This window comes from Phaeacidiphilus oryzae TH49 (assembly GCF_000744815.1).
GTDB lineage: Bacteria > Actinomycetota > Actinomycetes > Streptomycetales > Streptomycetaceae > Phaeacidiphilus > Phaeacidiphilus oryzae.
In genome coordinates, this window is sequence record NZ_JQMQ01000004.1 from 437,681 (window position 1) to 461,911 (window position 24,231).

Annotated in this window: 18 protein-coding genes and 1 pseudogene; 11 read left to right on the forward strand and 8 right to left on the reverse strand. The window is 73.0% G+C overall.

What is annotated here, in order from left to right; genetic code table 11:
* Positions 1–43 precede the first annotated feature (43 nt).
* Positions 44–1,489: a hypothetical protein gene (locus BS73_RS02160; RefSeq protein ID WP_051939104.1), complete on the reverse strand. Its 1,446-nt coding sequence runs from the start codon at positions 1,487–1,489 to the stop codon at positions 44–46.
* A gap of 132 nt (positions 1,490–1,621) precedes the next feature.
* On the opposite strand from BS73_RS02160, the gene BS73_RS02165 reads away from it, so the two are divergent.
* The 3 genes from BS73_RS02165 to BS73_RS02175 all read left to right on the forward strand — a co-directional run bounded on the left by BS73_RS02165 (position 1,622) and on the right by BS73_RS02175 (position 5,117).
* The gene (locus BS73_RS02165; RefSeq protein ID WP_037568764.1) at positions 1,622–2,164 is read left to right on the forward strand and encodes a hypothetical protein; all 543 of its coding nucleotides are present in this window, start codon (positions 1,622–1,624) and stop codon (positions 2,162–2,164) included.
* Positions 2,164–2,649: a DUF1269 domain-containing protein gene (locus BS73_RS02170; RefSeq protein WP_037568766.1), complete on the forward strand. Its 486-nt coding sequence runs from the start codon at positions 2,164–2,166 to the stop codon at positions 2,647–2,649. Before BS73_RS02165 ends, BS73_RS02170 begins: the two co-directional genes overlap by 1 nt.
* A gap of 155 nt (positions 2,650–2,804) precedes the next feature.
* The gene (locus BS73_RS02175; RefSeq protein WP_037568768.1) at positions 2,805–5,117 is read left to right on the forward strand and encodes a LuxR family transcriptional regulator; all 2,313 of its coding nucleotides are present in this window, start codon (positions 2,805–2,807) and stop codon (positions 5,115–5,117) included.
* 56 nt (positions 5,118–5,173) lie between these two features.
* Here BS73_RS02175 and BS73_RS34360 read toward each other — a convergent pair whose 3' ends face one another.
* Together BS73_RS34360 and BS73_RS02185 are read right to left on the reverse strand one after the other, a co-directional pair.
* Positions 5,174–5,641 (reverse strand): response regulator transcription factor, encoded by a 468-nt coding sequence (locus tag BS73_RS34360; RefSeq protein ID WP_051939108.1) that lies wholly within the window; start codon positions 5,639–5,641, stop codon positions 5,174–5,176.
* Between the two features lie 99 nt (positions 5,642–5,740).
* The gene (locus BS73_RS02185; RefSeq protein WP_235215244.1) at positions 5,741–6,016 is read right to left on the reverse strand and encodes a hypothetical protein; all 276 of its coding nucleotides are present in this window, start codon (positions 6,014–6,016) and stop codon (positions 5,741–5,743) included.
* A gap of 227 nt (positions 6,017–6,243) precedes the next feature.
* On the opposite strand from BS73_RS02185, the gene BS73_RS02190 reads away from it, so the two are divergent.
* Entirely contained in the window at positions 6,244–6,714 is a 471-nt protein-coding gene (locus BS73_RS02190) for a DUF7144 family membrane protein (protein WP_037568769.1), read from the forward strand.
* A 30-nt stretch (positions 6,715–6,744) separates the two neighbouring features.
* On the opposite strand, the pseudogene BS73_RS41080 reads toward BS73_RS02190, so the two are convergent.
* A pseudogene (locus BS73_RS41080) lies at positions 6,745–8,066 on the reverse strand (diacylglycerol/lipid kinase family protein).
* 275 nt (positions 8,067–8,341) lie between these two features.
* On the opposite strand from BS73_RS41080, the gene BS73_RS02200 reads away from it, so the two are divergent.
* On the forward strand, positions 8,342–9,745 hold the full coding sequence (locus BS73_RS02200) for a DUF2252 domain-containing protein (RefSeq protein ID WP_037568771.1): 1,404 nt from the start codon (positions 8,342–8,344) through the stop codon (positions 9,743–9,745).
* Positions 9,746–9,770: 25 nt separating this feature from the next.
* On the opposite strand, the gene BS73_RS02205 is transcribed toward BS73_RS02200, so the two are convergent.
* Positions 9,771–10,589 carry a YhjD/YihY/BrkB family envelope integrity protein gene (locus tag BS73_RS02205; protein WP_063836891.1) on the reverse strand — a complete coding sequence of 273 codons (819 nt, stop codon included), beginning with the start codon at positions 10,587–10,589 and terminating at the stop codon, positions 9,771–9,773.
* Positions 10,590–10,739: 150 nt separating this feature from the next.
* On the opposite strand from BS73_RS02205, the gene BS73_RS38605 reads away from it, so the two are divergent.
* Together BS73_RS38605 and BS73_RS02215 are read left to right on the forward strand one after the other, a co-directional pair.
* Positions 10,740–11,489: a hypothetical protein gene (locus tag BS73_RS38605; protein WP_200886613.1), complete on the forward strand. Its 750-nt coding sequence runs from the start codon at positions 10,740–10,742 to the stop codon at positions 11,487–11,489.
* Complete coding sequence (locus tag BS73_RS02215; protein WP_235215245.1) at positions 11,486–11,947, forward strand: RDD family protein; 462 nt, start codon at positions 11,486–11,488, stop codon at positions 11,945–11,947. Before BS73_RS38605 ends, BS73_RS02215 begins: the two co-directional genes overlap by 4 nt.
* Positions 11,948–11,979: 32 nt before the next feature.
* On the opposite strand, the gene BS73_RS02220 is transcribed toward BS73_RS02215, so the two are convergent.
* Entirely contained in the window at positions 11,980–13,389 is a 1,410-nt protein-coding gene (locus tag BS73_RS02220) for an MFS transporter (protein ID WP_037568774.1), read from the reverse strand.
* 159 nt (positions 13,390–13,548) lie between these two features.
* Here BS73_RS02220 and BS73_RS02225 point away from each other — a divergent pair, with 159 nt between their 5' ends.
* Together BS73_RS02225 and BS73_RS02230 are read left to right on the forward strand one after the other, a co-directional pair.
* Positions 13,549–13,959: a DUF7144 family membrane protein gene (locus BS73_RS02225; RefSeq protein ID WP_037568776.1), complete on the forward strand. Its 411-nt coding sequence runs from the start codon at positions 13,549–13,551 to the stop codon at positions 13,957–13,959.
* 83 nt (positions 13,960–14,042) lie between these two features.
* A complete protein-coding gene (locus tag BS73_RS02230; protein ID WP_037569546.1) occupies positions 14,043–15,803 on the forward strand; it encodes a SulP family inorganic anion transporter in 1,761 nt (586 codons plus the stop codon).
* Positions 15,804–15,816: 13 nt separating this feature from the next.
* On the opposite strand, the gene BS73_RS02235 is transcribed toward BS73_RS02230, so the two are convergent.
* On the reverse strand, positions 15,817–19,380 hold the full coding sequence (locus BS73_RS02235; RefSeq protein WP_161789621.1) for a glycoside hydrolase family 2 TIM barrel-domain containing protein: 3,564 nt from the start codon (positions 19,378–19,380) through the stop codon (positions 15,817–15,819).
* Between the two features lie 235 nt (positions 19,381–19,615).
* Positions 19,616–21,373 (reverse strand): PucR family transcriptional regulator, encoded by a 1,758-nt coding sequence (locus BS73_RS02240; protein ID WP_084703700.1) that lies wholly within the window; start codon positions 21,371–21,373, stop codon positions 19,616–19,618.
* A gap of 346 nt (positions 21,374–21,719) precedes the next feature.
* Here BS73_RS02240 and dnaK point away from each other — a divergent pair, with 346 nt between their 5' ends.
* Positions 21,720–23,636: a molecular chaperone DnaK gene (gene dnaK, locus BS73_RS02245; protein WP_037568778.1), complete on the forward strand. Its 1,917-nt coding sequence runs from the start codon at positions 21,720–21,722 to the stop codon at positions 23,634–23,636.
* 10 nt (positions 23,637–23,646) lie between these two features.
* Positions 23,647–24,231 carry a nucleotide exchange factor GrpE gene (locus BS73_RS02250; RefSeq protein ID WP_037568780.1) on the forward strand — a complete coding sequence of 195 codons (585 nt, stop codon included), beginning with the start codon at positions 23,647–23,649 and terminating at the stop codon, positions 24,229–24,231.

Here is a 24,231-nt window from a genome sequence, read left to right on the forward strand (position 1 = left end):
TTCTGGCGGCAGGCCACCGTGCCGACCCGTCTTCCGGGCCTGCTCACCGGCCTTGCCCGGTGGGGACGTCAGTCTCGGCCGCGGCCTCCGTGGGCACCTCACCTGCGGGGGGTGAGGGCCGCCGGCCCCCCGCGGCGGTGATCGCGATCTCGTAGCAGGCCAGCAGCACCGCGATGACGATGAGCGAGGTCCAGGACGAGAGCAGCAGGGCGATCAGCGCCGCGAGGACGGCGCCGCCGACCCGCAGGACGTCCGCGTGGCGGGACAGCCAGGGGCGCAGCCCGTGTTCCCGGAAGAGGCGGTCGCCGATCCGGGACCCGCGGGCCCCGGCCCACCGCAGGCCGGAGCCGGCCTGGCGGCGCAGCCACTTCGGCAGGCGTCCAGGGCCCACCAGATAGGCGATCACGGCCAGCGCGATGCCCAGCCACAGCAGCTGGTCGCCGCGGTCCCGCAGGGTGGTGAAGACGATCGACATGGCCGCCCGCATGCCGTCCCGGTAGATCCCGGCCGGCACCTGCCCCAGCAGTTCGCCCCGCACCGCCCGGAGCACGCTGCTGAGCACCGTGACCGAGACGATCAGCCACAGTCCGAGCTGGAGCAGCGTTCTCCGGCGTCCGGGGGAGACCCACAGCGCCACCCCGAGGAGCACCACCACGGCGATCAGCAGCCCGACCAGGGCGCGCTTGAAGAGCAGCACGGCGTCCTGCAACTGCCCGAGTCGGTGCCGGTTGTAGAGGGTGATCTGCCCGAAGTCCTGCGGCAGGCTGACCCCGAGGGCCTGCTGGATCCGGTCGTGGAGGCCCGGCGGGACCTCGCCCGAGGTGAGGGTGGGCAGGTCGATCTTCTTGCCGAACAGGGTGGGGAGTTGCTCCTGCAGCGCGTTGAGCGCGTTGTTCACCAGCGGCAGCAGGTTCAGCGTGACCGTGCCGCCCTGCACCGTCACCCCCTCCGAGCGGTTCTCCAGCACGGCGACGATCCGCTCCTGGGTGAACCGGTTGGCCGCCCGCCACAGGGACTGGAACCGCTCGGTCGCGAGCAGCCTGGAGAGCGAGGTCCGCAGCAGGGTGTGCACCTGGTCGGACGCCGGGCCGGCCAGGAAGGAGGCCTTCGGGGGCAGGGACTGGGCGAGCCGCTGCTCCACGTTCAGCCGGTCGTAGATCTGGTCCGCGAGATAGCTGGAGACCGCCGTGTTCACCGCGGGGTCCTTCGGCAGCGGGCCCACCGTGGCCACCCAGCGGTCGGTGTCGAAGGTGGTCCTGGCCCCCCACACCCCGACCACCGAGGTCACCGAGAGGACCGCCACCAGCGCGATCAGCACCGCCGCGATGATCCGCCGGGCGGTCAGCAGCCGCAACCGGCGGCGCTGCGCGGTCCCGGCCCGGGCGCGCAGCTCGGCGACCTCCGCCCGCAGCCTCAGGACCTCTGCGTCGGTCGACTCGGCGGGTTCCGGAGCGCCGCCGGCCGGCAGGGGAGTGTCCTCTTCGCCCATGGGAGTTCCACCTCCGCGGCCACTGTGGCCGCGACCGCGCCGGCCTCCCTCACCTCCGGCGGGTGACGTGCCGCCGGCGGCCTCCTGCTGGAATCACGCCAGGGGGCGGGGCGACCGTCGATGGGAGGCGCGATGACAGAGATCGGACCGGTGCAGCTGCTGGTCGTGGGATTCGGCCCGGACGCCAAGTTCGAGGGCCGGGTCATCGACGAGCTGGTGGCGCTGGAGGAGAGCAGGCAGCTCCTCGTCCTCGACATCCTCTTCGTCGGCAAGGGCCGAGCCGGTGAGCTCTACACCCTGGACTACCAGGCCGAGGGGATGGGCGACACGGTGGCGGCACTGCTCGGGATCCCCAGGGAGCGAGTCCGGGCCGCCGAGGCGGAGGTGCCGAGCCTGGCCGAGGGCCACGCCTTCGGGCTGGGCATCGAGGCGATCAGGGCGATGGCCGACTCCCTCGACGAGGGGACCTCGGCGGCGTACGTCCTGCTGGAGCACGTCTGGGCGCGCAGGCTGCGCTCCGCGATCCGGGACACCGGAGGCGTGCCGGTCGCCGAGGGCTTCCTGACGCGTGAGGCGCTGGAGCCGGTGCTCGCAGAGGTCGCCGCGGCGGCCGTGCGGCGCGAAGGACCGGAGAAGGGCCGGGAGACCGGCGACAAGCGGAAGAGGAGGCACTGATGGCCGATCTGGTTGTGCTCGGATTCTCCGACAAGGAGAAGGCGGAGGCCGTGCTGCGGCTCGCCAAGGACCTGTCCCGCCAGGAGCTGCTCGACCTGGAGGACTCGGCGCTCGCCTGGCGGACCATGGACGGCAAGCTGCATGTCCGGCAGACCTTCAGCACCACCAAGACGGGAGCGGTCGGCGGCGCGCTGTGGGGGACGCTCTTCGGCATGCTGTTCCTGATGCCGGTCTTCGGTGCGGCGGTGGGGGCGGCCACCGGCGCGGTCGCCGGCCGGCTCACCGACGTGGGCGTCAACGACGCCTTCGTGAAGGAGACCGCGGCCGCCCTTGAGCCGGGCCGCGCCGCCGTCTTCGCTCTGGTCCGGCGGAGCACCCCGGACCGTGTGCGGGAGGCGCTGCGGCCGTTCGGTCCCTCCGTCATCCGCACCTCGCTCACCAAGGACCGCGAAGAGGAACTGGTCCAGGCGCTGCAGGGCGGGTGAGCCCGGCAGGTCGGGCGGGCGGTCCTGAGCGGGCCCCCGCCCGGGAGCGGAATTCACCCGGGTGAGACCGGCGGAGGCCGCGCCTCCGCCGTGCCCGGGCGTCCATACTTGGCTGCGCAGCACCACTCCCGTTCCCCGAGAGCGAGGTGCCGCTCATGGCCGAGGCATCGAATCCGCGGTCCGCGGGTCCGCCGGGGGCGCCCGCCGGTCATCCGCCCGGACTGCCCTCCTGGCTGGTCCCGCGGCCACGTCTGACGGAGCGTCTGGCCCGGGGCGCCCTCGGGCCGCTGACCGTGGTGGTCGGCCCGGTGGGCGCCGGGAAGACCGCACTGGCCCTGGACTGGGTGCACACCGGACGGCTGCCGGGCCCGGTGGCCTGGGTGGCCTGCGACGGACGGGTGGAGGACCCGGCCGTCTTCTGGGGCCGGCTCACCGCCGCACTGCGGCAGGCCGGAGTGGCGGTCTCGGACGCCGACCCGGCCGGTCCCGCCCAGCTCCTGGTGGCCGGGCTGGCCGCCGACCTGGACCGGCACGGTGGACCGGTGGTGCTGGTCCTGGACGACTTCCAGCCCGCGCCCGGCTCGCCGCTCGCCGAGGGGGTCTCCTGCCTCCTCCGGCACACCGCACCCGATGTGCTGCGGCTGGTCGTGCTGGCCCGCCGGGACCCCCCGCTCCATCTCCACCGGGAGCGCCTCACCAGCGGCCTGGCCGAACTCCGCACCGCCGACCTCGCCTTCGACGACCAGGAGGCCGCGGCGCTCCTCGCGCAGCACGGCATCGAGCTGCCCCGGCAGGCGGTGAGCACCCTTCGCCGACGGACCGACGGCTGGGCCGCCGGGCTGCGGCTGGCCGCGATGTCCATGGAGCGGCAGAGCGACCCGGCCGGGTTCGTGGCCCAGTTCGCCGGGGACGACGAGGCGATCGCCAGCTATCTGATCGAGGAGGTGCTGGACGTCCAGCCGCCGGGGATGCGCCGGCTGCTGCTGAGGACGAGCGTGCTGGAGCGGATGAACGCCGAGCTCGCCGCCGAGCTGGCCGGGGAGGAGGCCGGGGCGCACTTCGGCGCGCTGGTCCGGGAGAACTCCTTCCTCCAGCCGGTGGGACAGGGCTGGTATCGCTGCCACCAGATGTTCGCCGACGTCCTGCGGATGTGCCTCCGCCACGAGGCCCCGGGCCTCGTCGGTCCGCTCCACGACCGGGCCGCGGCCTGGCTCGGCGCGCATGGGCTGCTCGCCGACGCGGTCCGGCACCTCCTCGCCGCCGGGGAGCACGACCGGGCCGCCCGGCTGATCGTCCACCGGCTGGCGATCGGCCAGGTCCTGGGCCTCGGCCCGGCCCGGCTGCCCGCCGAGCCGACCCCGCGTTCCGCGGTCGAGCCCAGCGCCGAGAGCCCGGAGGGGCTGCTGCTCGCCGCCGCGGCGGCGCACGCCAGAGGGGAGGAGCAAGCGGTCGTCCGGGACCTGGCGGCCGCCGAGGGGCTCCTCGACGAGTCGCCCGCGGAGGAGGAGCGCGACCGGATCGCCCGCTGCCGGCTGGCCCATGCGGTGATCCGCATGGAGCGGCTGCGGCTGCGCGCCCCGGAGGAGGCCAGGGCCGCCGCGGCCGACGCCGAGCGGGCCGCCGCCCAGCTGCCGCCGGGGGCGACGGCGGAACGCCCCGAGATCGCGGCGCTCACCCTCGCCCTGCGCGGCGGGGGCGAGCTGCGGGCGGGCGGCCTCAAGGCCGCCGAGACCTCCCTGACCAAGGCGCTCAAGGCCGCGGTGGCCGCCGGGAGCCCCGCGCTGCGCCGCGACAGCCTGATCGAGCTGGCACTGGTGGAGGCGCTGCGCGGGCGCTTCCGGGCCGCCGAGGAACTGGTCTCGCACGCCGCACAGCCGCCACTGCCGTCCGGCCCGGCGGGCGGCCCGGCTCGGGCGTCCCTCCATCTGGTACGGGCCTGGCTCGCTCTGGCGCACGGTGTCCCGCCGGCCGCCCGGCGCGAGCTGGCCCGGGCCGAGGCGGTGCTCGCCGCCCGGCCCGACCCGTTCCTCTCGGACGTGGGCGCACTGGTCGGGGAGGTTGCCCGGATGGCGGTCCGCGGCGGGGAGGCGGGACCCGGCGGCGGGCCGGCGGCCGGTCGGCGGCTGCCCGGAGCGGTGCTCCAGACGGCGCAGGCGGTCTCCGCCGCGCTCCTCGCCCGCCGGCCCCAGGGCGCGGAGGGCGGCGGCGCCGGGGGCGTCCAGGCGGGGACGGCGGCCGGGGAGCCGCGGCCGGAGGCGGAGCAGCCGCCGTTCGCGGAGCGGCTCAGCCCCCGGGAGCAGGACGTGCTGGACCGGCTGGCCCAGATGATGACCACCGAGGAGATCGCCGAGGAGCTGTGCCTCTCCGTCAACACCGTGAAGACGCATCTGAAGAGCGTCTACCGGAAGCTGGCGGTCTCCCGGCGCTCGGCCGCCGTCCGCCGGGCGCGCTCGCTGAACCTCCTGTGAGGCCGTGCGGCCGCGCGGCCGAGGCGGTCGGCCTCGGACCCGGCCGGCTCCCGGGCTCAGACCAGGCCCAGCTCCCGGGCCCGGTCCACGGCCTCGGTCCGGGAACCGGCCCCGAGCTTGCGGTACACCGCCCGGGTGTGGCTCTTGACGGTGTTGTGCGAGACGTACATCCCGTTGGCGATCTGGCGCAGCGACAGCTCCTCCGGCAGCCGGCGCAGTACGGCCAGCTGGCGGTCCGTCAGCCGGACGCGGCCCCCGCCGGACGATCCCGGCCGCTGCCGGTCCGCCGGCTCCGGCAGGCGGGCCAGCACCGCCGAGGCCTCCTCGACCAGCGCGCCCGTGCAACGCGGATCCGCCATCTCCTGGGCGATCCGCATCAGGGCGTCGGCGAGCCCCACCAGGCAGCTGGTGAGCGCCGCGTCGGCGGTCGCGCTGTCCAGCCTGCGGAGCCGGTCGTACAGGACGGACACCTCGCCGGTGCGCGCGTCGCCGGTGTCCGGCTCGATGCACAGTGTTGCGGTCAACGCGTCTCCTTCCCCCGCGCGTCCCGTCCCGCGTCCACAGTGGGACGCGGGCGGGGGGCGGAGGAAGGGGCCCAACGGCCTCCCAGCGGCCTGGACCCGTCAACTCCCGGCGTCGGAGGGGCTGGTGAGTCTGCGCACCTCGAGGAGCTCAAGGCCGAGGGCCTGGATGCGGTCGATGACGGCGTACAGGGCGGCCTGGTCCAGGCCGCGGCCGAGGAGAGCGGTCTCGGCGGGACGGGTGACCACCGTCAGCTCCGCGAAGGCCGACTGGTAGGACTCGCCCATTCTGCCCCGGATCCGGATCTCGAAGTCGGCATCGCCGGTCGGGGAACCGGCCGGCTCGCGCTCCGGGGAGCCCGCCTGCGGTCCACCCATGACGGCACCTCCTCTGCGACCGCCTGGCACATCGCGCTCATTCTCGCGGCCGGACCGGTGGCGGCGGCATCACCTCGGGCGGGTGAGCGGCGGGCGGGCGGCGGTCGATGGGCAGTGGGTGGGGGTCGGCGGTCGGCGGCCCGGCCGGGGTTTCATCCCCGGTGGGTGAACCGGCGCCGAGCGCCCCCCGCCATCCTGATGAATCCGCAGATCAGGAGGTTCCCAGAATGGCCGAGCAGAGTTCACCCGGCGCCGTTCCCGGCCGCCCCGGAGGGCCCGAGCCGGAGCCGCACGTCCGCCCGCTCTCCATCGGCGGCGTGGTCTTCGCCGTGTTCGTGCTGGCGATCGTCGGCGGCTTCCACGCGATCGCGGGGCTGGCCACCATCCTCAACCACAACTACTCACGGGCGCAGGGGGACTACGCCTTCGACTTCAGCGTCACCGCCCGCGGCTGGGTGGAGCTGGTCACCGGCATCGTGGTGGCGGCGGCGGCGTTCAACATCTTCAGCGGCAAGACCTGGGCCCGGGCGGTCGGCATGGCGGCCGCGGTGGTGAGCGCGCTGGAGAACTTCTTCTTCACGCCCTACTACCCGGTGTGGTCGGCGATCCTGATCGTCCTGGACATCGTGGTGATCTGGTCGCTGGCGGTGTACGGGCACCGGGAGGCGCACAAGGTCTACGGTGCCCCGCTGAGATAGCCGGGCGGCCGGGGCCCCGGGCCCCGGGCCTCAGTGCGCCGAGGTCAGCCCCAGCCGGAACAGCAGCCGCCAGTCCAGCTCCGGGCGCTCCCGGTACATCCCCGGCCGCAGCCGCGGCACGAGCACCCGGAGCGCTCCCGGCAGTACCTCGCAGTGCACCGGTACCGGCAGCCGCACCGCCTCGCCGTCGATACCGGCCGGGACCGTCTCCTGGTCGGCATCGACCCGCACACTGGGGGCGGCCGCCCGGGCCAGGCCCGTGGAGTGCCGCCCCCGGAGCAGCCCGGCGGCCTGGGCGGCGCTGTCGACGGTCACCCCGACGCAGCCGAGGACACCGCCGTCGAGCCTCGACCGCCGTCCCAGGCCGACGATGTCGCGGTAGCCGTAGGGGTTGTTGCTCACCAGCAGGGCCTGCGGCTCATCGAAGACCCGCTCGCCGGCCCGGGCGGTCAACCGGGGCCCCCGGTGGCCGACCAGGAAGTCCGGCAGCAGCTCCAGCACGGTCCTGGTCTTGCCGTCCCGGTAGGCGGGGCTCTGCACCACCGCGGCGTAGGCGCCGAAGGAGACGTTGTTGACGAACGGCCGCCCGCCCGCCCGGCCGAGGTCGACCCGCAGCTCGACCCCGTCCCGCAGCGCCTCCAGCGCCTTCGCCGGATCCGCGCGGTCCAGCCCGAGGTCGAGGGCGAAGTGGTTGCGGGTGCCGGCCGGTATCACCAGGAACGGCAGCCCCAGTTCCGCGGCCACGTCCGCGACCAGTGCCTGGGTGCCGTCGCCGCCCGCGACGCCGAGGAGGTCGGCCCGGCCCCGGCCTCCGCGCGGGCCAGCGCGGCCACGTCGATCGCGGCCCCGCCGGCCGGCTCCAGCAGCACCACCCGGGCGCCCAGCTCCTCTGCCCGCTCGCGGAGGCCGAAGCGGCCCACCTTTCCGCCGCCGGAGCGCGGGTTCATGATCAGGACGGGGTGGGCGCACGGCGTCCGGGGGAACTCCGGCATGGCGGCCTCGGGCGTCCGCAGGGCCAGGGCCGTGCGCCCGGCAAGGGCCGCCAGCAGCCACAGCACCCACGCCGTCACGACGACCCAGAACAGATGGGCCCAGGCGAACACCACGATCACCGTGACCGGCACCGCCACCGCCAGCACGGCGGTCAGCAGGCGGACCAGCCCGCGCCGGCTCAGCACCCACCACATCGCGGCGGCGGTCACCGCCAGGCCGCCGAGCCCGATCGCGAGGAGGGCGAACGTCCGCGGCCCGGCGAACACACCGAGGACCGCGGCGGCCGCGGCGGCGGCGAGCAGCGCTCCCCGCGCCAGCCACCGCTCCTGCCGCAGTCGGCTTCGCGTCATCGGTTCCATGCGGCTCAGTCTGGTCCTCGGACCGGACAGCCGGCCTCACCCGCCGGACGGGACCCGGGCGGGCTCCCGGTGGCCTCCCCGGGCGGCCGGGGTGGCGCACCGGCCGCCCGTGAACGCCGGTTCCCGCCAGGCCCGTTGCCCCGACCTGCGTGCTGCCCCCCGTCCGCTCCGCGACCGATCCCGTCCGGCCCGGCCGGCCGGCGGTTCACACCGGCCGGGTGACGCAGGACCGCCCGCCCGCCCGCACTGTCCGCAGAGGACGGAGGGAGTGCGCCATGATCGAGACCAGCAGCCGCCACCTCACGCCCCGGGAGCGGGCGGAGCGGGGCAGGGAAGCCCGCTCCCGGGTGCCGCGGTCCAGCCATGCCGAGTTCGCGCCCGGCGCCGACCGCCCGGACCCGGTCGACGTGATCGAGCGCCAGTCCGGCACCCGGCTGCCGGAACTGGTGCCGATCCGCTACGGCCGAATGCTCGAATCCCCCTTCCGCTTCTACCGGGGCGCGGCCGCGATCATGGCCGGGGACCTGGCCGCGACCCCGGACAGCGGCATCCGGGCCCAGCTGTGCGGGGACGCCCACATGATGAACTTCCGGCTGCTGGCCTCCCCGGAGCGGCATCTGATGTTCGACGTCAACGACTTCGACGAGACCCTTCCCGGTCCGTGGGAGTGGGACGTCAAGCGGCTGGCGGTGAGCCTGGTGGTCGCGGGCCGCGGCAACGGCTTCGACCGCCAGGAGCGGTCCGCCGTCGTTGCCGCGACCGTCCGCTCCTACCGGGAGACGATGGCCCGGCTGGCCGCGATGCGCACCCTCGACGTCTGGTACCTGCGGATCGACGCCGACGAGGCGTACGCGGCGCTCTCCGCCCGGCTGGAGCCGGGGGCCAGGCGGCGCTTCACCAAGGCCATGAAGAAGGCCCGCAGCCGCGACCACCTGCGGGCCGTGCGCAAACTGGCCCGGGTGGGGGACGGCGGGCTGCGGCTGGTCCCCGACCCCCCGCTGCTGACGCCGCTCGGGGACCTGGAGCCGGGCAGCCACCAGGACTACCTGGAGAAGCAGTTGACCGTGCTGATCGACGGCTACGCCCGCTCGCTGCCGGCGGACCGCCGGGCCCTCCTCGACCAGTACCGGGTGGTGGACATGGCCCGCAAGGTGGTCGGCGTGGGCAGTGTGGGCACCCGCTGCTGGGTCCTGCTGCTCCTCGGCCGGGACGACGCCGACCCGCTGGTGCTCCAGGCCAAGCAGGCCGAGCCCTCCGTGCTGGAGGAGTACGCGGGGGCCGCCGCCCAGCAGAACCAGGGGGAGCGGGTGGTCGTCGGGCAGCGGCTGATGCAGGCCACCAGCGACGTCTTCCTCGGCTGGGAGCGCGCCACGGGACTCGACGGGCGCGAACGGGACTTCTACATCCGGCAGTTGTACGACTGGAAGGCGATCCCGCAGCCGGAGCTGATGACGCCCGGCGTGATGCGGCTCTTCGGCGAGCTCTGCGGAGTGACCCTGGCCCGCGCCCACGCGCGCTCCGGCGACCGCATCGCCATCGCCGCCTACCTGGGCCGCTCCGATCCCTTCGACCGGGCGGTGGCCCGCTTCGCGGAGGCCTACGCGGACCAGAACGAGCGGGACCACCGGACGCTGGCCGAGGCGGTGCGGACCGGGCGGGTGGCCGCGAAGTCGGAGTGACGTCCGCCCCCGCCGAGGCGGCGGATCACTCGGACTCCTTCCCGGCGTCGCCCGGAACATCGGCCCGAGCGCCGCCCGGAACGCCGCCCTTGACCAGCACCCGCCCCACGGCGATCCCGAAGACCACCACCGTGAACAGCAGGATGAGCCAGGAGAGCAGGCTGAACACCGAGCCGAGCGCCCCGTACCGGGCCTGGCTCATCCGCAGCGTCCGGGGCAGCCAGACCGCCGAGAGGGAGCAGAAGCCGATCACGCCACTGCCGGTCAGCAGCGCCCCGGGGAGCAGTGGCCGCCATCCCACCCGGGCGATGAGCAGCAGGTGCTGGGTCCACCACCACATCAGCACCGCCGCTGCCAGTTGCAGCGGCACCCCCAGCCCGGGGCCCGCGCCGAAGGCCCGGTGGAGGATGCCCTGGAGGATGAGCACGGTGATCCAGACCACCAGCCACACCGCCCACCGCCAGGCCGCCTTCAGCAGGCTGGCGTGCGGCAGCTCCCAGGCCCGCTCGCACATCCGCTGCAGCGCGCGGGTGAAGGCGGTCGCGGAGAGGACCGCGACCAGTACGCCTGCGGCCCCCCACTGGTGGAGCGCCGCGTCCCCGCCGGCGGTCAGCCGGTCGGTCTCCGACACCACCGGGCCGCCGGTCCCGATCAGGGTGTGGAGGGAGCTCAGCAGCTGGCGGCGGATGGCCTCAGGGCTGAACGAGGCGATGGCGATGAGCATCGGCAGCACGGCGAGGAAGGCCTGGGCGGCCAGCCGGGTCGCCATCTCCAGCAGGCTGACGCGGACCAGCTGCTGGGCGATGCGGCCCGCGAGCAGCCGGGCCGTATCGGCGATCGACATGGCGGGGTCCCTCCCTGGCGCTCGGCGTCCTCCCGGCAGCGTCGGCCGCCGCGGGCCGGCCCACGTCGCCCATGCCGGGTGACGGCAGGACCGGCCGTTCACCCCGGGGGGATGAGGCGCGCGGGCCCCGGGTGGTGCTGCGGTCGACGAATGACGGCAGCAAGCGTGGCGGGCAGAATGGCCGGCCTCGTCACCCGGCCGGCGCGAGCGGTGGCCGGAGCCCTGGACGACGCGGCGGGCGCGCTGGTCCGCGGGCTGGTCTCGGCGGTCGTCGACCGGCTGGACCTGAACGCCCTCGCCGACCGGCTGGACCTGGACCGGATCGCCGACCGGGTGGACGTCAACCGGATCGCCGAGCGGGTCGACGTCCACCGCATCGCGGACCGGGTGGACGTCAACGGGATCGCCGACCGGGTGGACGTGGACCGGATCGCCGAGCGGGTGGGCATCGACGCCGTGATCGACCGGATCGACCTGGTCGGCCTCACCCGCGAGGTGCTGGTCGAGATCGACCTGGGCCGGATCGTCCGCGACACCAGCGGCGGCATGGCGATCGATACCGCGGACAGCGTCCGCCTCCTCGCCGCCCGAGGCGACCGCACCGTAAACCGCCTCACCGACCGCCTCCTCCACCGAACCCACCCCACACCCCCACCCGCCCCCGAGCCCACGCCCGGCCCCCCGACCGGCTCGCCGCCGGGGTTGTCCGCCAAGCCCGCGGACGGGCCTGCGCCCGGGTCCATGCCCACGCCTGGCCCCGCGGCCGCGCCCGCCCCCGTGCCCAGACCCGCGTACTCGGCAGGGCCCCCGGGCGGGCCCCCGCCCGGGCTCGGCGGCAGGGGCTCGGGCGTGGCCTCGTTTGGGGCTGGGCCCGGGGGCGCGGCTGGGTTCGTGCGGTGAGGGCGGGGGGCGGCGGCGGGTTCGTGGGGGCGCGGGCCGAGGGGGAGGTCGCCGGGGTGGTCAGCCGGGTGGTGGCCGCGGTGCTGGACAGTCTGGTGCTCTCCGGGAGCGCGCTGCTCCTCCAGGCGGTGGCGGGGTATGTGCGGATGGTGGTCGACGGCCCGCCGTTCCGGGCGCCCGAGTTGCCCGGCTGGGTGGCCGGACTCGGTGGCTGGGCGGTCGCCGTGGGCTATCTCGGCGGGTGCTGGGCCGGGGCCGGGTACTCGGTGGGAGGGCGGTTCATGGGCCTGCGGGTCACCGGCAGGCGGGGGGAGCGGCTGCCCGTGCTGCGCGCCCTGCTTCGCGCCGGGCTGTGCGTGTCGTTCCCGATGGGCCTGCTGTGGAGTCCGTTCAGCCGCCGCCGGGCCTCGTTGCAGGACCTCCTGGTCCGCAGTGAGGTGCGCTACGACCGCCGCTGACGGCCCCGGCCCGCGCCCACCCCGCCCCCGGGTCAGCTGCGCTGCCCCGGGTGGCCCCGTGGCAGCCGGGACGCGGCGACCAGACCGCCGAGGCCGATCGCTCCGAGGACGACCAGCGCCACCCCGTACGGCCCGATCGCCGGATCGGCCACCAGGATGGTCCCCGCGATCGCCGTACCCACCGAGGAGCCCAGGTTGGAGACGCTGCGCGAGAGCCCGGAGATCTCCCCCTGGAGCTCCTCGCCGAAGCTGGACTGCACCACGTTCACCGCCGGGGTGAGCATCACCCCGATGCCCAGGCCGATCAGCAGCAGACCGGGCACGAAGCTCCACACGCTCGGCGAGGCGTGGGCGAAGCCGATCAGGATCGCCAGGCCGCCGACGGTGGTGGCGAAGCCGGCCATGATCAGCGTCCGCGGCGAGCGCCGCTCGGCGAAGCGCCGTGCGCCCAGCGAGGTGACCAGCAGCCCGAAGGTGGACGCGCTGAAGATCACCCCGGTCTTGATGGCGTCGTAGTGCCGCACCACCTGGAGGTACGCCGCCACCACGAAGGACAGCCCCATCAGCACGAGCCACTGGACGTGCTGGGTGATCAGCCCGAGGTTGGACGTCCGGTTGCGGAACAGCGAGGTGGTCAGCAGCGGCCGGGCGCCGGAGCGCTCCCGGGCGCGCACCCAGGCGAAGAACCAGACCAGTACCAGCACGCCGGCGACCAGCAGTGCCAGCATCAGCCACAGGTTGTTGTCGGCCGCCAGGATGCCCAGCACCACCAGTGTGAGCCCGCAGGCGGAGAGGACCGCGCCCACCGTGTCGAACTCCTGCTCGGGGTCGGCCGGCAGCGGGTCCACCAGCTGCCGGCTGAGCAGCACGATCGCCAGGACGACCAGGGCCTGGAAGACGAAGGCCGCCCGCCAGCTGAGCGCCGAGGTGATCAGCCCGCCCAGCAGCGGGCCGGCGGCGGCCCCGATGCCGCCCATCGCCATGATCGCCCCGAAGGCCCGGGCGCGGTCGGTGACCTCGGTGAAGAGGAGGGTGGTGAGGATGTAGACCGGCGGGATGAGGAGGGCGGTGCCGATGCCCTCCAGGATCGAGTTGCCCAGGATCAGGACGCCGAGCCCGGGCGCCGCGGCGCTCAGCAGCGCGCCGACGCCGTACACCGACAGGCCGGCGACCAGGCAGCGCTTCCGCCCGTAGCGGTCGCTCAGGATGCCGCCCGGGATCATCAGTGCCGCCATCACCAGCAGGAACACGGTGATGGCGGTCTGCACCCCCTGCACGGTGGTGTGGAGGTCCTTGCTGATGTCGTCGATCATCACGTTCATGTTGGAGCCGGCGAAGCTGCAGATGAACTGGGCGAGGGCGAGGGGCAGCAGCACCCGCCGCCGATGCGGGACGCCGCCGTGCCGCGCGTCTCCTCCGGCCGGAGTGGACGGTGGGGTCATCGCTTCGCCTCCGATCGACGGCCTGGGCGAGAACAGCCTTCCGACCGGCGCCGCCACCGGCGTCACCCTAGGAGGGTGACGACCGCACCCCTCCCCGCCGGACCAGACTCAGCTACGCGGTGGTGCAACGGCACCCCGACCGAGCTAGGAGGTCCTGTCATGATCTCTACCGGTGGCCGCTCGGAAGGCGCCCAGACGGCAGCCGTCGGCCTGACGCTCTTCGCGGCGATCATGCTCTTCATCTCTGGAACCTTGGACTTCTTCCGGGGCCTGATGGGGATTCTCGAGGACAAGGTCTTCCTGACCACGCGCGGCTATGCGTTCGAGTTCGACCTGACCGCGTGGGGCTGGATCCATCTGATCCTGGGGGTGATCGGGGTCGTGGTCGGCGCCGGCCTGCTGGCCGGGATGAAGTGGGCGCGGATCCTGGCGATCATCATCGCCGGGCTGCTGATCATCGCCAACTTCCTGTCGATCCCGTACTACCCGTTCTGGTCGATCACCGTGATCGCCCTGGACGCCTTGATCATCTGGGGCCTGTGCGTGGTCCGTCGGGATGACATGCCCTAGCCGCCGCGGTGACTGACGGCGCGCGGACGGCGGACGAGGCGGCGGGCCCGGAGCACGGTGGCCGCCGACTCGCCCGCCCGCGCGTGGCGGCGGTGCTCCGCTTCCTCCCCGGTCTGCGGAGGCTGCGCGACTACCGGCGCTCCTGGCTCGCCAAGGACCTGATCGCCGGCTTCGTGCTGAGCACCCTCCTGGTGCCGCAGGGCATGGCCTACGCGGAACTGGCCGGGCTGCCGGCCATCACCGGGCTCTACACCTCGGTGCTGTGCCTCCTCGCCTATGCCGTCTTCGGGCCGTCCCGGTATCTGGTGCTGGGGCCCGACTCCTCGCTCGGGCCGATGATCGCGGCCACCATCCTGCCGCTGGCCGGGGCGGGCGGCGACCCCGAGCGGGCGGTCGCGCTGGCGTCCATGCTGGCTTTGCTGGTCGGGGCGATCACCCTGCTGGCCGGCGTGGCCCGGCTCGGCTTCATCGCCGATCTGATCTCCAAGCCCACCATGATCGGCTATCTCAACGGCCTCGCCCTGACCATCCTCGTCGGCCAACTGCCCAAGCTCTTCGGCTTCTCCACCGAGGCCAGCGGCCTGATCCAGGAGACCGAGGCGTTCGTCAAGGGGCTGGCCGACGGGAAGACCGTCCCGGCCGCCCTCGGGGTCGGCCTCGGGTGCATCGCGCTGATCCTCCTGCTGCAGGCCTTCCTGCCGAAGGTGCCGGCCGTCCTGATCATGGTGGTGCTGGCGATCACCGTCTCCTCGGTCTTCCACCTCGACCAGCACGGCGTCAAGACGGTGGGCACCCTGCCCCGCGGGTTCCCCCCGCTCACCCTGCCGCAGGTGGAGCTGAAGGACTTCGGGCCGCTGATCGCCGGGGCCCTGGGCATCGCCGTCGTCTCGCTGGCCGACAGCATCTCGAACGCCACCGCCTTCGCCGCCCGGACCGGCGACCAGGTGCGGGGGAACGAGGAGATGATCGCGATCGGCGCGGCCGGCCTGGCCGCCGGGCTCTTCCAGGGGTTCCCGATGAGCACCAGCGGGACCCGGACCGCGGTGGCCGAGCGGGCCGGCGCCAAGTCCCAGCTCACCGGGGTGGTGGGGGCGGTGCTGATCGTGCTGATGCTGGTGCTGCTGCCGGGCCTGTTCCGCTCGCTGCCGCAGCCGGCACTGGCCGCGGTGGTCGTCACCGCGGCCTTCTCGCTGGCCGATCCGGTGGGCGCGGCACGGCTGTGGCGCCGGCGGAGGGCCGAGTTCGTCCTCACCATGACCGCCTTCGTCGGCGTGGCCGTCCTCGGGGTGCTGCCCGGGATCGCGGTGGCCGTGGGGCTGTCCATCCTCAACGTCTTCCGCCGCGCCTGGTGGCCGTACAGCACGGTGCTCGGGCGGGTTCCGGGGGTGCAGGGTTACCACGACGTGCGGATCCACCCGAACGCGGAGCGGCTGCCGGGCCTGGTGCTGCTGCGCTTCGACGCCCCGCTCTTCTTCGCCAACGCCAAGTCCTTCCGCGGCGAGGTGCTGCGCAGCACCCGGACCGGGCCGGCGGCCCGGCGGGTGGTGATCGCCGCCGAGCCGGTCACGGACATCGACACCACCGCCGCCGACGTCCTCCAGGACCTGGACGAGGAACTCGCCGCCCAGGGCGTGCGGTTGGAGTTCGCGGAGCTCAAGCACCTGGTTCGGGAGAAGATCGAGCACTACGGGATGACCCGCCGCCTTCCCCCGGACCGGTTCCATCCGACCGTCGAGGCCGCGGTCGCGGCCTACCGGGCGGAGACCGGTGCCCGGTGGGAGCCGCCGCCCGACCGCCCGCCCGCGGAGGGGGAGGGCGGCCGGCCGGACCGGGCGCCGGGCTGACCGGCCGTTCCGTTCAGACGCTGATCTCCGGTGCCGGCACCTGGAGTTGGGTGATCTGGAGGAAGCCGGTCGAGGTGTCCGGCGCCGGGCTGGTCATGTCCAGCCGGATCGCCGTGGTGCTGACCGGCCGGAAGGTGACGGTGGTCGGCTGGTTGGACCGGGTCGCCCAGGCCACCTGCTGTCCGGCGGCCGCGGTCCAGCGCGTCCCGTCCCAGTACGAGACGGTCAGCGTCTTGGGCAGCACCCGCGCGGAGCCGATGGTGAAGTAGGCGACCACGGTGTCCACCCGCTGGCCGTCCGGCCAGCTCACCGAGACCCACTCGGAGGCGTGCGCCTTGCTCACCGCCGGGAGGACGTTGGTGGCCGACTTGTCGTAGTAGTTCGACCAGCCGCCGGAGCCGGTGTCGCCGTCCAGCATCCCGGCCGGCACCTCGTCCGGGCCGCCGGAGTAGCCGGCGTCCGCGGTCGGCTTGGCCGGGCTGGTGGCCAGGGCGATGTTCCGGTTCGGGGTGAACGCGTCGGTGACCCGGACGGTGGCCGTGACCGCCTGCCCGGCGGCCGTGCCCCGGACGGTGAACGTCCCGGCCGAGGCGTAGCGGCTCGCGGGGAAGGACTCCCAGCTCACGGGTTCGAGGCGGGTCACCCCGTCCGTGTCGTGGACGGTGGCCACGGCGGGGAGATACGGCGGGGCGCCGGTCGGGGTCACCGTCGCGAAGGGCTCGGCGCCCGCCGCGGTGTAGCCGCTGACGGTGGCCACCGCGGTGACCGAGGTGCCGGGCACGCTGCCGCTGACCGTGCGGCTGCCGGTGCCGGCGGCCCCCGCCCGCCCCCAGCGGACGGCCAGCTCCTTGGTCGAGCCGTCCGCGTAGACGCCGGTCACCGTCGAGGGCAGGGCGGGCCGCTGTCCGGCGGGGGTGCGGAGGTACACCGGCTGCGCCCCCACCAGCCCGCGGGCCGAGGCGTCGACGGCGAAGACGGCGGTGGCCCCGGGGGCGAGACCGGGGGCGGTCGCGGTGATGCGGATCGGCCCGCCGGCCGAGCCGGCCTGGACGATGGCCACCGCCTTGCCGTTGAAGGCGCTGTGGGTGGCGGACTGGTAGCCTTCGCCGTCGTCCTCCTTGCCGTTGTCGGCCCCGGCGAACCGTCCGGCGCCGGAGACCCGGAAGGTGATCGCGTCGGCGGCGTCCGGTACGACCACGCCGTTCCGGTCGACCATCTCCACGGTGACGTAGCACAGCGCCCTGCCGTCCGCGGCCAGCAGCGGCCGGTCGGGGGTGAGCCGCAGCGCGTGCGGCTGCCCGGCGGTGCTGATCCGGTCCCGTGCCACCACCCGGCCGCTGCCGTCCCGGGCGATCGCCACCAGGGTGCCCGGCTCGAACGGCACGTTCCAGGTCAGATGGAGCTTGCCGGTGCTGCCGTTCGGGCTGGTGTAGCTGCCGGAGGGGAAGTTCTTGTCGTCCCCGGTCGGCTCGGTGGTCTCCAGATAGCGGGTGCCGTCGGTGCCGACCTTGACGTCGTACCGCTTGACGCCCAACGAGCGGCCGTTGAGCTGCAGTTCGACGCTGCGGACGTTGGAGTACGCCCAGACCTGGACCTCCTCGCCGCTGCGGTGGCCGGTCCACTTCATCGGCACCAGGTGGACCATCGGCGGCGAGGTCCACTGGGACTGGAAGGCGTAGTAGGCGTCCTTGGCGAAGCCGGCCGTGTCCACGAAGCCGAAGGCCGAGGTCTTCACCGGGAACTGCCCGTACGGGGTGGGCTCGCCGATGTAGTCGGTGCCGGTCCAGACGAACTGCCCCAGGCTGTAGCGCCGGTCGCGCTCCAGCTTCAGCACGTACTCGTGGCTCATCGTCCACGAGGAGAGGTTGTTGTCGTAGGCGGAGGGGAGCCGCTTGCCCGGGGTGTAGTTCTCGCCGGTGTTGACATACGTCGGGTCCTGGTAGACCCCGCGGGCGGAGGTGCAGGAGGAGGACTCCGACTGGTAGAAGACCATCGAGGGATACCGCTGGTGGAAGGTGTCCATCACGGTCGCCGGCTCGTAGCTGAAGCCCATCAGGTCCAGGTTGAGCATCATCTGCTCGGCCGCCGAGCCGGCCGCGGGCGGGGTCCGGTACTGGTCGCAGTTGGCGGTGATCGGCCGGGTGGTGTCGATCCGCCTGATGTCGTCCATCAGCCGCTTCTCGATCGGCAGGCTGGAGGCGTCGGTGAAGTACGGGATCTCGTTGCCGATCGACCACATGACGACCGCGGGGGAGTTCTTCGCGGAGTGCACCATCTCGGCGATGTCGGAGTCCGACCACTCGTCGAAGTACAGGTGGTAGTCGTACGGGTTCTTGCCGATCCGCCAGCAGTCGAAGGCCTCGACCATCATCACGATGCCGAGCCGCTGGCAGACGTCGATCATCTCCGGCGAGGGCGGGTTGTGCGAGGTGCGCAGCGCGTTGACGCCGGCGGCCCGGAGGGTGCTCATCTGCCGCCACAGCGCGTCGTAGTTGTTCACCGAGCCCAGGGCGCCCTGGTCGTTGTGGAGGCAGACACCCTGGAGCTTCAGCCGGGAGCCGTTGAGGGCGAACCCGGCGTTCGCGTCGAAGTCCAGCCAGCGGATGCCGAAGACCGTCCGGTAGCTGTCGACCACCTGTCCGCCGACCACCACCTCACTGCGCAGGGTGTAGAGGTAGGGGTCGTCGGTCGACCACAGACGCGGGTCGGCGACCCGCAGGTCCACACTGGTCCCGTGGCCGTCGGCCACCGTCCGGCCGGAGGCGTCCAGCACGGTGGAGACCACGTCGGCGGCGCTGCTCCCGGGGCCCTCCACCGCGGTCTCCACATGGACGGCGGCATAGCCCCTCTTCACCGTGGCGGCCAGGTCCGGCGTGGTCACGAAGGTGCCCCAGCGGGCGATCCGCACCTGGTCCGTCACGGTCAGATGGACGTTGCGGGTGATCCCGGTGCCGGAGTACCAGCGGCTGCTGGGCGTCCGGTTCTGCACCACCACTGCCAGCACGTTGGGAGTGCTGCCGTCGGTGTGCGCCCTGCCGCTGATGTCGAAGGAGAACCCGATGTATCCGTACGGGTGGTTTCCGAGCAGTTCCCCGTTGAGGTACACGTACGAGTTCATGTACACCCCGTCGAAGTCGACGGTGATGTGCTTGCCGGCCATCGAGGCCGGCAGGGTGAACGTCTTGCGGTACCAGCCGAGGCCGCCGGGGAAGTAGCCCGTCCCGTTCTTCTCGGTGGGATCCGGCTGCTGCTCGATGCTCCAGTCGTGCGGCAGCGCGAGCTGCCGCCAGCCCGAGTCGTCGAAGCCGGGGGCGGCGGCCTTGGGGTCGTCGGAGTTCCCGTACACGCCGGACGGATCGGTGGTGTCCTTGAGGTTCACCAGATGGAACCGCCAGCCGTGGTTGAACTCCACGGTCCGGTCCCCCTGGTTGAGTACCCCGTCGGCCGGGCCGGCGCCGAGCGGCCCCTCGGCGCCGGTCGCGGCGGACGCGCTGGGCTGGCCGAGTCCCCAGGTGAGAGCGGATCCGACGGCGACGGCACCGGTGCCGGCCACGAACGTCCTGCGACTGATCTCCATCACGGCCTCGCAGCGGGAGTTGGCTGAATGAGTGGGGCCTGTGCGCATGCATGGGGTGCGTGATGGAGTGAGAACGTATACGACCTCCAACAGAAGCGGAAGGGCGCCAACAGATACGCCCAAGTCCGGTCTCGGCCAACCGTGTTCGGGCGGCCCCGCCCCTGCCCGCCAGTCGGTGACGTTGCCCCCGATCGACTTCGTGGCGCACAGCGGCTGCCCGCACCGGCGGCCGCGCTCAGCGTTGCCCACCCAGGATGATCTTCCAGACCCGCGTGGCCACCTGCAGATTGAGTCGGGTGTCCACATCCGCCAGGTCGCGGTCGCTGATCTCACGAATGCGCTGCAGTCGGTAGCGCAGGGTGCTGCGGTGGACCGTCAGCGCGGCGGCCGCGTCGTCGTAGTTGCCCCCGCAGTCGAAGTAGCGCGCGAGCGTCTCCACCAACTCTGTGCTGTGCCTTGCGTCGTAGTCGATCAGCTGGCCGAGCCATTCTCGCACGAAGCCTTCGAGCTCCTGGAGATCGTTGCCGGGCCCCAGGATCCGGTAGAGCCCCAGATCGTCGAAGAAGGTCGTCCCGCTGCGCCGGCGGGAGTTCTGACGGACCTCCAGGGCCCGCAGTGCTTCCAGATAGCAGCGGGGAATGTCGCTCGGTGAGACGTATCGGGTGCTCACCCCGATCGCTCCGTCGGGCGTCCCCAGTTCATGGGCCAGCGCCGCATGCACGGCAGCGTGGTGCGGCCTCTCCTCGGTCAGCACGACCACGCGGTCGCGGCGACGGGTGATCAGCGGACGGACCGCTGCGGTGGCCATCACTCGCTCGACGGCGCGGGTGAAAGAGTCGTCTACGGCGTTGCTCGGCCAGTGCACCACGGCCACGTAATGGGGGCGCCGCAGGTCATGGCCGAGGGCTTCGGCCCGGGTGTAGACGCCCGTATCGTCAGCGCCTTCCAGCAGGTCGTCCATCAGCTGACGGCGCAGCCGCATCTCGACCTCGGTGAGTTCACGCACATGCAGGAGTTCCAGGGCGAGCAACCGCTGGGCGTGATCCAAGGCGAACATCATGTGCTTGTCGGCAGTCGCTTCCGGGTCCTCGAGGGCGAGTACACCGAGGAGGTCGCCTCGCGGCTGGGCCAGGACGACCACCCGGTCCTTGACTCTGACCGGACCCGCTCCGCGCACGACCCGCCGGAGCATCTCCTCCTGCTCGCGCGGGGAGCGTACCGGATAGGGGTCGGGCCGGCCGGGACCGGCCCAGGACCTCAGGTTGCCGAACCGGTCCTCGATGAGCGACGGCAGCCCGGTGAGTTCGTACAGCGCTTGGGTGATGGCGTCCTCGCCACCGCCCAGGGCAGCGACGTGGGCGAGGGACTCGTCCACGGTCATCTGCAGGTGCAGCTCGGAGCGCACTGTGTCCAACTGCCGCAGTGCGGTGTCCCGTTCGGTGCGCAGCCGGCTCAGTTCGCCGACCGAATCGCGGTGGGCGTGGGAGGCCGCCAGCGACATGGCCGCCGCGGTGAGCTCCACCAGGGCGGAGAGGAGGAAGCACCCCTGTTCATCGGGGTCGGAGTGGGAGGAGACCACGATGCAGCCGAGCCGGCCGCCGACCCCGTGCAGACCGAACGCCCAGTTCCAGGACCGCCCGGGAAGAGACGTGGGGCCGTCGGTCTCACCCGCCTGGTCCATCCGTGGGTCGTCGACCGTGGGCGCTCCCGCGTCGTGGACGGGGACGCGGGACAAACCGTCGCCCGTCCCGAGGTATCCGGCCTCTGCGCGGTAGGGGCCGAGGGCGCTGACGTGACGCATGGCCAGCCGCACGATCTCACTCTGCTCCGCGCAGGTGAACAGTGCGTGGCACAGCGCCAGCAGCCCGTGGGGGTCCAGCGCCGCGAGTGGACGGGGGTCGTGCCGCTCGGCGCCCGCAGTGTTGCCCGCCTCGCGAGCCGCTTCCTGACCGGAACCGTGAGCGGGCCGCCCTCGCGACGGGCGGGAGGCCATAGATCACTCCGTTCTCCTCCGGTAAACGGAGGCGACCGAGGGATCGCGCTCCATGCCGACCCAGTTTAGGGAAAATCATCCGGCTTGTCCGATTCTGCGGCTTGCTCTCGCGGGCCGATCGACCGTGGTGCTTTCTGACCTGACGGGTGTAGGCGGAGGGCGCCGCTCTCGTGCCAGTCTGAGTTCGTCAGCGATGGTCGGGCGCGCCGGCGGCCGCTGGAGGACCGTCCCGATCAGGGGCCTCGTAGTGCGGACGGCCGGCATCGGGCGTGGTGCGACCTCGGGCTGCTGAACCGCGCGCGACTCCAAGGGCGAACGGGGCCGCCCCTCGCGGAAGGAGTTCCTCATGGCCAAGGCAGTAGGCATCGACCTGGGCACCACGAACTCGGTGATCGCCGTATGGGAGGGCGGCGAGCCGACGGTTGTCCCCAACAGCGAGGGCAACCGCACGACACCGTCCGTGGTGGCCTTCACCGACGCCGGCGAGCGCCTGGTGGGCCAGCTGGCCCGCCGCCAGGCGATCCTCAACCCCAAGGGCACCATCTACTCGGCCAAGCGGTTCATCGGCCGGCACTTCGACGAGATCTCCGAAGAGGCCAAGGCCGTCGCGTACGACGTGGTCGAGGGAGACGGCGGCGCCGCCCGCTTCAAGGTGCGCGACAAGCTCTACGCGCCCGAGGAGATCAGCGCGCAGGTGCTGCGCAAGCTCGCCGACGACGCCTCCAAGCAGCTGGGGGAGCGGGTCACGGAGGCGGTCATCACGGTGCCCGCCTACTTCAACGACGCCCAGCGCACCGCGACCAAGGACGCGGGACGGATCGCCGGCCTGGAAGTGCTGCGGATCATCAACGAGCCGACCGCGGCCGCCCTCGCCTACGGCATGGACAAGAAGGAGCACGAGACCGTTCTCGTCTTCGACCTGGGCGGTGGCACCTTCGACGTCAGCATCCTCGACGTGGGAGACGGCGTGGTGGAGGTGCGGTCCACAGCGGGCGACAGCCATCTGGGCGGCGACGACTTCGACCGACGGCTGGTCGACCAGCTCGCCGACAGCTTCCAGAAGGAGAACGGGATCGACCTGCGCAAGGATCCACAGGCCCTCCAACGACTCTTCGAGGCCGCCGAGAAGGCCAAGACCGAGCTCAGCTCGGTGACCCAGACCCAGGTCAGCCTGCCGTTCATCACGGCCGACGCCTCCGGCCCCAAGCATCTGACCACGACGATCATGCGGTCCACGTTCGAGCAGATCACCGGAGACCTGGTGGAGCGCTGCCTGGGCCCGGTGCGGCAGGCCATGGACGACGCCAAGGTCAGTGACAACGACATCGACGAGGTCATCCTCGTCGGCGGCTCCACCCGCATCCCCGCCGTCCAGGCTCTGGTGCGGAGGCTGACGGGCGGCAAGGAACCCAACATGAGCGTCAACCCCGACGAGGTCGTGGCGATGGGCGCCGCGATCCAGGCCGGGGTCCTCAAGGGCGAGGTCAAGGATGTCCTGCTGCTCGACGTCACCCCGCTGTCGCTGGGCGTGGAGACACGCGGCGGCGTGATGACGAAGATCATCGAGCGGAACACCACGATCCCGGTGCGCCGCTCCGAGACCTTCTCCACCGCCGAGGACAACCAGCCCGCCGTCGACGTCGTCGTCCTGCAGGGCGAGCGGGAGAGGGCCGCCGACAACCGGGTCCTGGGTCGCTTCCAGCTCACGGACATCCGCCCCGCACCGCGCGGTGAGCCGCAGATCGAGGTCGTCTTCGACATCGACGCCAACGGCATCCTCAACGTCACCGCGCGTGACAAGGACACCGGGAAGGAGCAGGGCATCACCATCAGCGAGAGCTCCAACCTCGACCGCGGCGAGGTCGAGCGGATGGTCCAGGAGGCCGAACGCAACCAGGGCGAGGACCAGGCCCTGCGCGAGGCGGTCGACGCCCGCAACGAACTGGATGCCATCGCCTACCAGGTCGAGAAACGCCTGGGAGAGCTCGGCGACGCCGCCCCCGCTCACGAGAAGGCCCGCGCCGAGATGCTGGTGGCCGAGGCCCGCGAGGCGGTCAAGAACGAGGCAGCGGTGGACAAGGTCCGGCCGCTGACCTCCGAACTCCAGCAGATCTTCGCGGGGCTCGCGGCCCACCAGGCGAGTGCCGCCGGAGGCGGTCCGGCGGGCCCGGGCGCCCCGGACGGATCCGGTCCCGGCGCGCCCGAGCCGGGCGGTGCCGGGGGCGACGACGACGTGATCGACGCCGAGTTCGACAAGGGCTGAGGTGCCCGCCATGCCCATCCCACCCCGGGGCCGAGAGCCCGAGCCTCCGCCAGAAGGCGCCGTACAGCCGCCGCGCGGGGACCTGACGCAGCCTTCCCCGCCGACCGAGGAGGCCGAGCCGGGGCCCGACGCCGCAGCCGGCACCGCCACACCCGAGGACGAGTACGCGGTCGCGCTGCGAGAAGCCGAGGACCGCTGGCGTCGCGCCCTTGCCGACCTCGACAACCTGCGCAAACGCCATGCCAAGGAGCTGCAGCGGGAGGGCGCGGCCGAACGCGCCCGTACAGCTGCGTCCTTCCTGCCCGTCATCGACAACCTGGAACTCGCCCTCAGCCACGCGGCCGCCGACCCAGGTGCGATCGTCGAAGGTGTCCGAGCCGTGCGCGACCAGGCCGTGAACGTGCTGGAGCGGCTGGGGTACCCGCGCCACGCGGAGAGGGGAGTGCCGTTCGACCCGGCACGGCACGAGGTCGTCGGCGTGGTCCAGGATCCCGACGCCGATCCGAACACCGTGGTCGAGGTGCTGCGACCCGGTTACGGGGAGGCCGAGCGGCAACTGCGGCCTGCCGCCGTGACCGTGGCCAAGCGGGAGTGA

Excerpts from the sequence above, each read along its gene's own strand:
- BS73_RS02160 (WP_051939104.1), bottom strand. The coding sequence starts at position 1,489 with ATGGGCGAAGAGGACACTCCCCTGCCGGCCGGCGGCGCTCCGGAACCC.
- BS73_RS02165 (WP_037568764.1), top strand. The coding sequence starts at position 1,622 with ATGACAGAGATCGGACCGGTGCAGCTGCTGGTCGTGGGATTCGGCCCG.
- BS73_RS02170 (WP_037568766.1), top strand. The coding sequence starts at position 2,164 with ATGGCCGATCTGGTTGTGCTCGGATTCTCCGACAAGGAGAAGGCGGAG.
- BS73_RS02175 (WP_037568768.1), top strand. The coding sequence starts at position 2,805 with ATGGCCGAGGCATCGAATCCGCGGTCCGCGGGTCCGCCGGGGGCGCCC.
- BS73_RS02185 (WP_235215244.1), bottom strand. The coding sequence starts at position 6,016 with ATGGGTGGACCGCAGGCGGGCTCCCCGGAGCGCGAGCCGGCCGGTTCC.
- BS73_RS02190 (WP_037568769.1), top strand. The coding sequence starts at position 6,244 with ATGGCCGAGCAGAGTTCACCCGGCGCCGTTCCCGGCCGCCCCGGAGGG.
- BS73_RS02200 (WP_037568771.1), top strand. The coding sequence starts at position 8,342 with ATGATCGAGACCAGCAGCCGCCACCTCACGCCCCGGGAGCGGGCGGAG.
- BS73_RS02205 (WP_063836891.1), bottom strand. The coding sequence starts at position 10,589 with ATGTCGATCGCCGATACGGCCCGGCTGCTCGCGGGCCGCATCGCCCAG.
- BS73_RS38605 (WP_200886613.1), top strand. The coding sequence starts at position 10,740 with ATGACGGCAGCAAGCGTGGCGGGCAGAATGGCCGGCCTCGTCACCCGG.
- BS73_RS02220 (WP_037568774.1), bottom strand. The coding sequence starts at position 13,389 with ATGACCCCACCGTCCACTCCGGCCGGAGGAGACGCGCGGCACGGCGGC.
- BS73_RS02225 (WP_037568776.1), top strand. The coding sequence starts at position 13,549 with ATGATCTCTACCGGTGGCCGCTCGGAAGGCGCCCAGACGGCAGCCGTC.
- BS73_RS02235 (WP_161789621.1), bottom strand. The coding sequence starts at position 19,380 with ATGGAGATCAGTCGCAGGACGTTCGTGGCCGGCACCGGTGCCGTCGCC.
- BS73_RS02240 (WP_084703700.1), bottom strand. The coding sequence starts at position 21,373 with ATGGCCTCCCGCCCGTCGCGAGGGCGGCCCGCTCACGGTTCCGGTCAG.
- dnaK (WP_037568778.1), top strand. The coding sequence starts at position 21,720 with ATGGCCAAGGCAGTAGGCATCGACCTGGGCACCACGAACTCGGTGATC.
- BS73_RS02250 (WP_037568780.1), top strand. The coding sequence starts at position 23,647 with ATGCCCATCCCACCCCGGGGCCGAGAGCCCGAGCCTCCGCCAGAAGGC.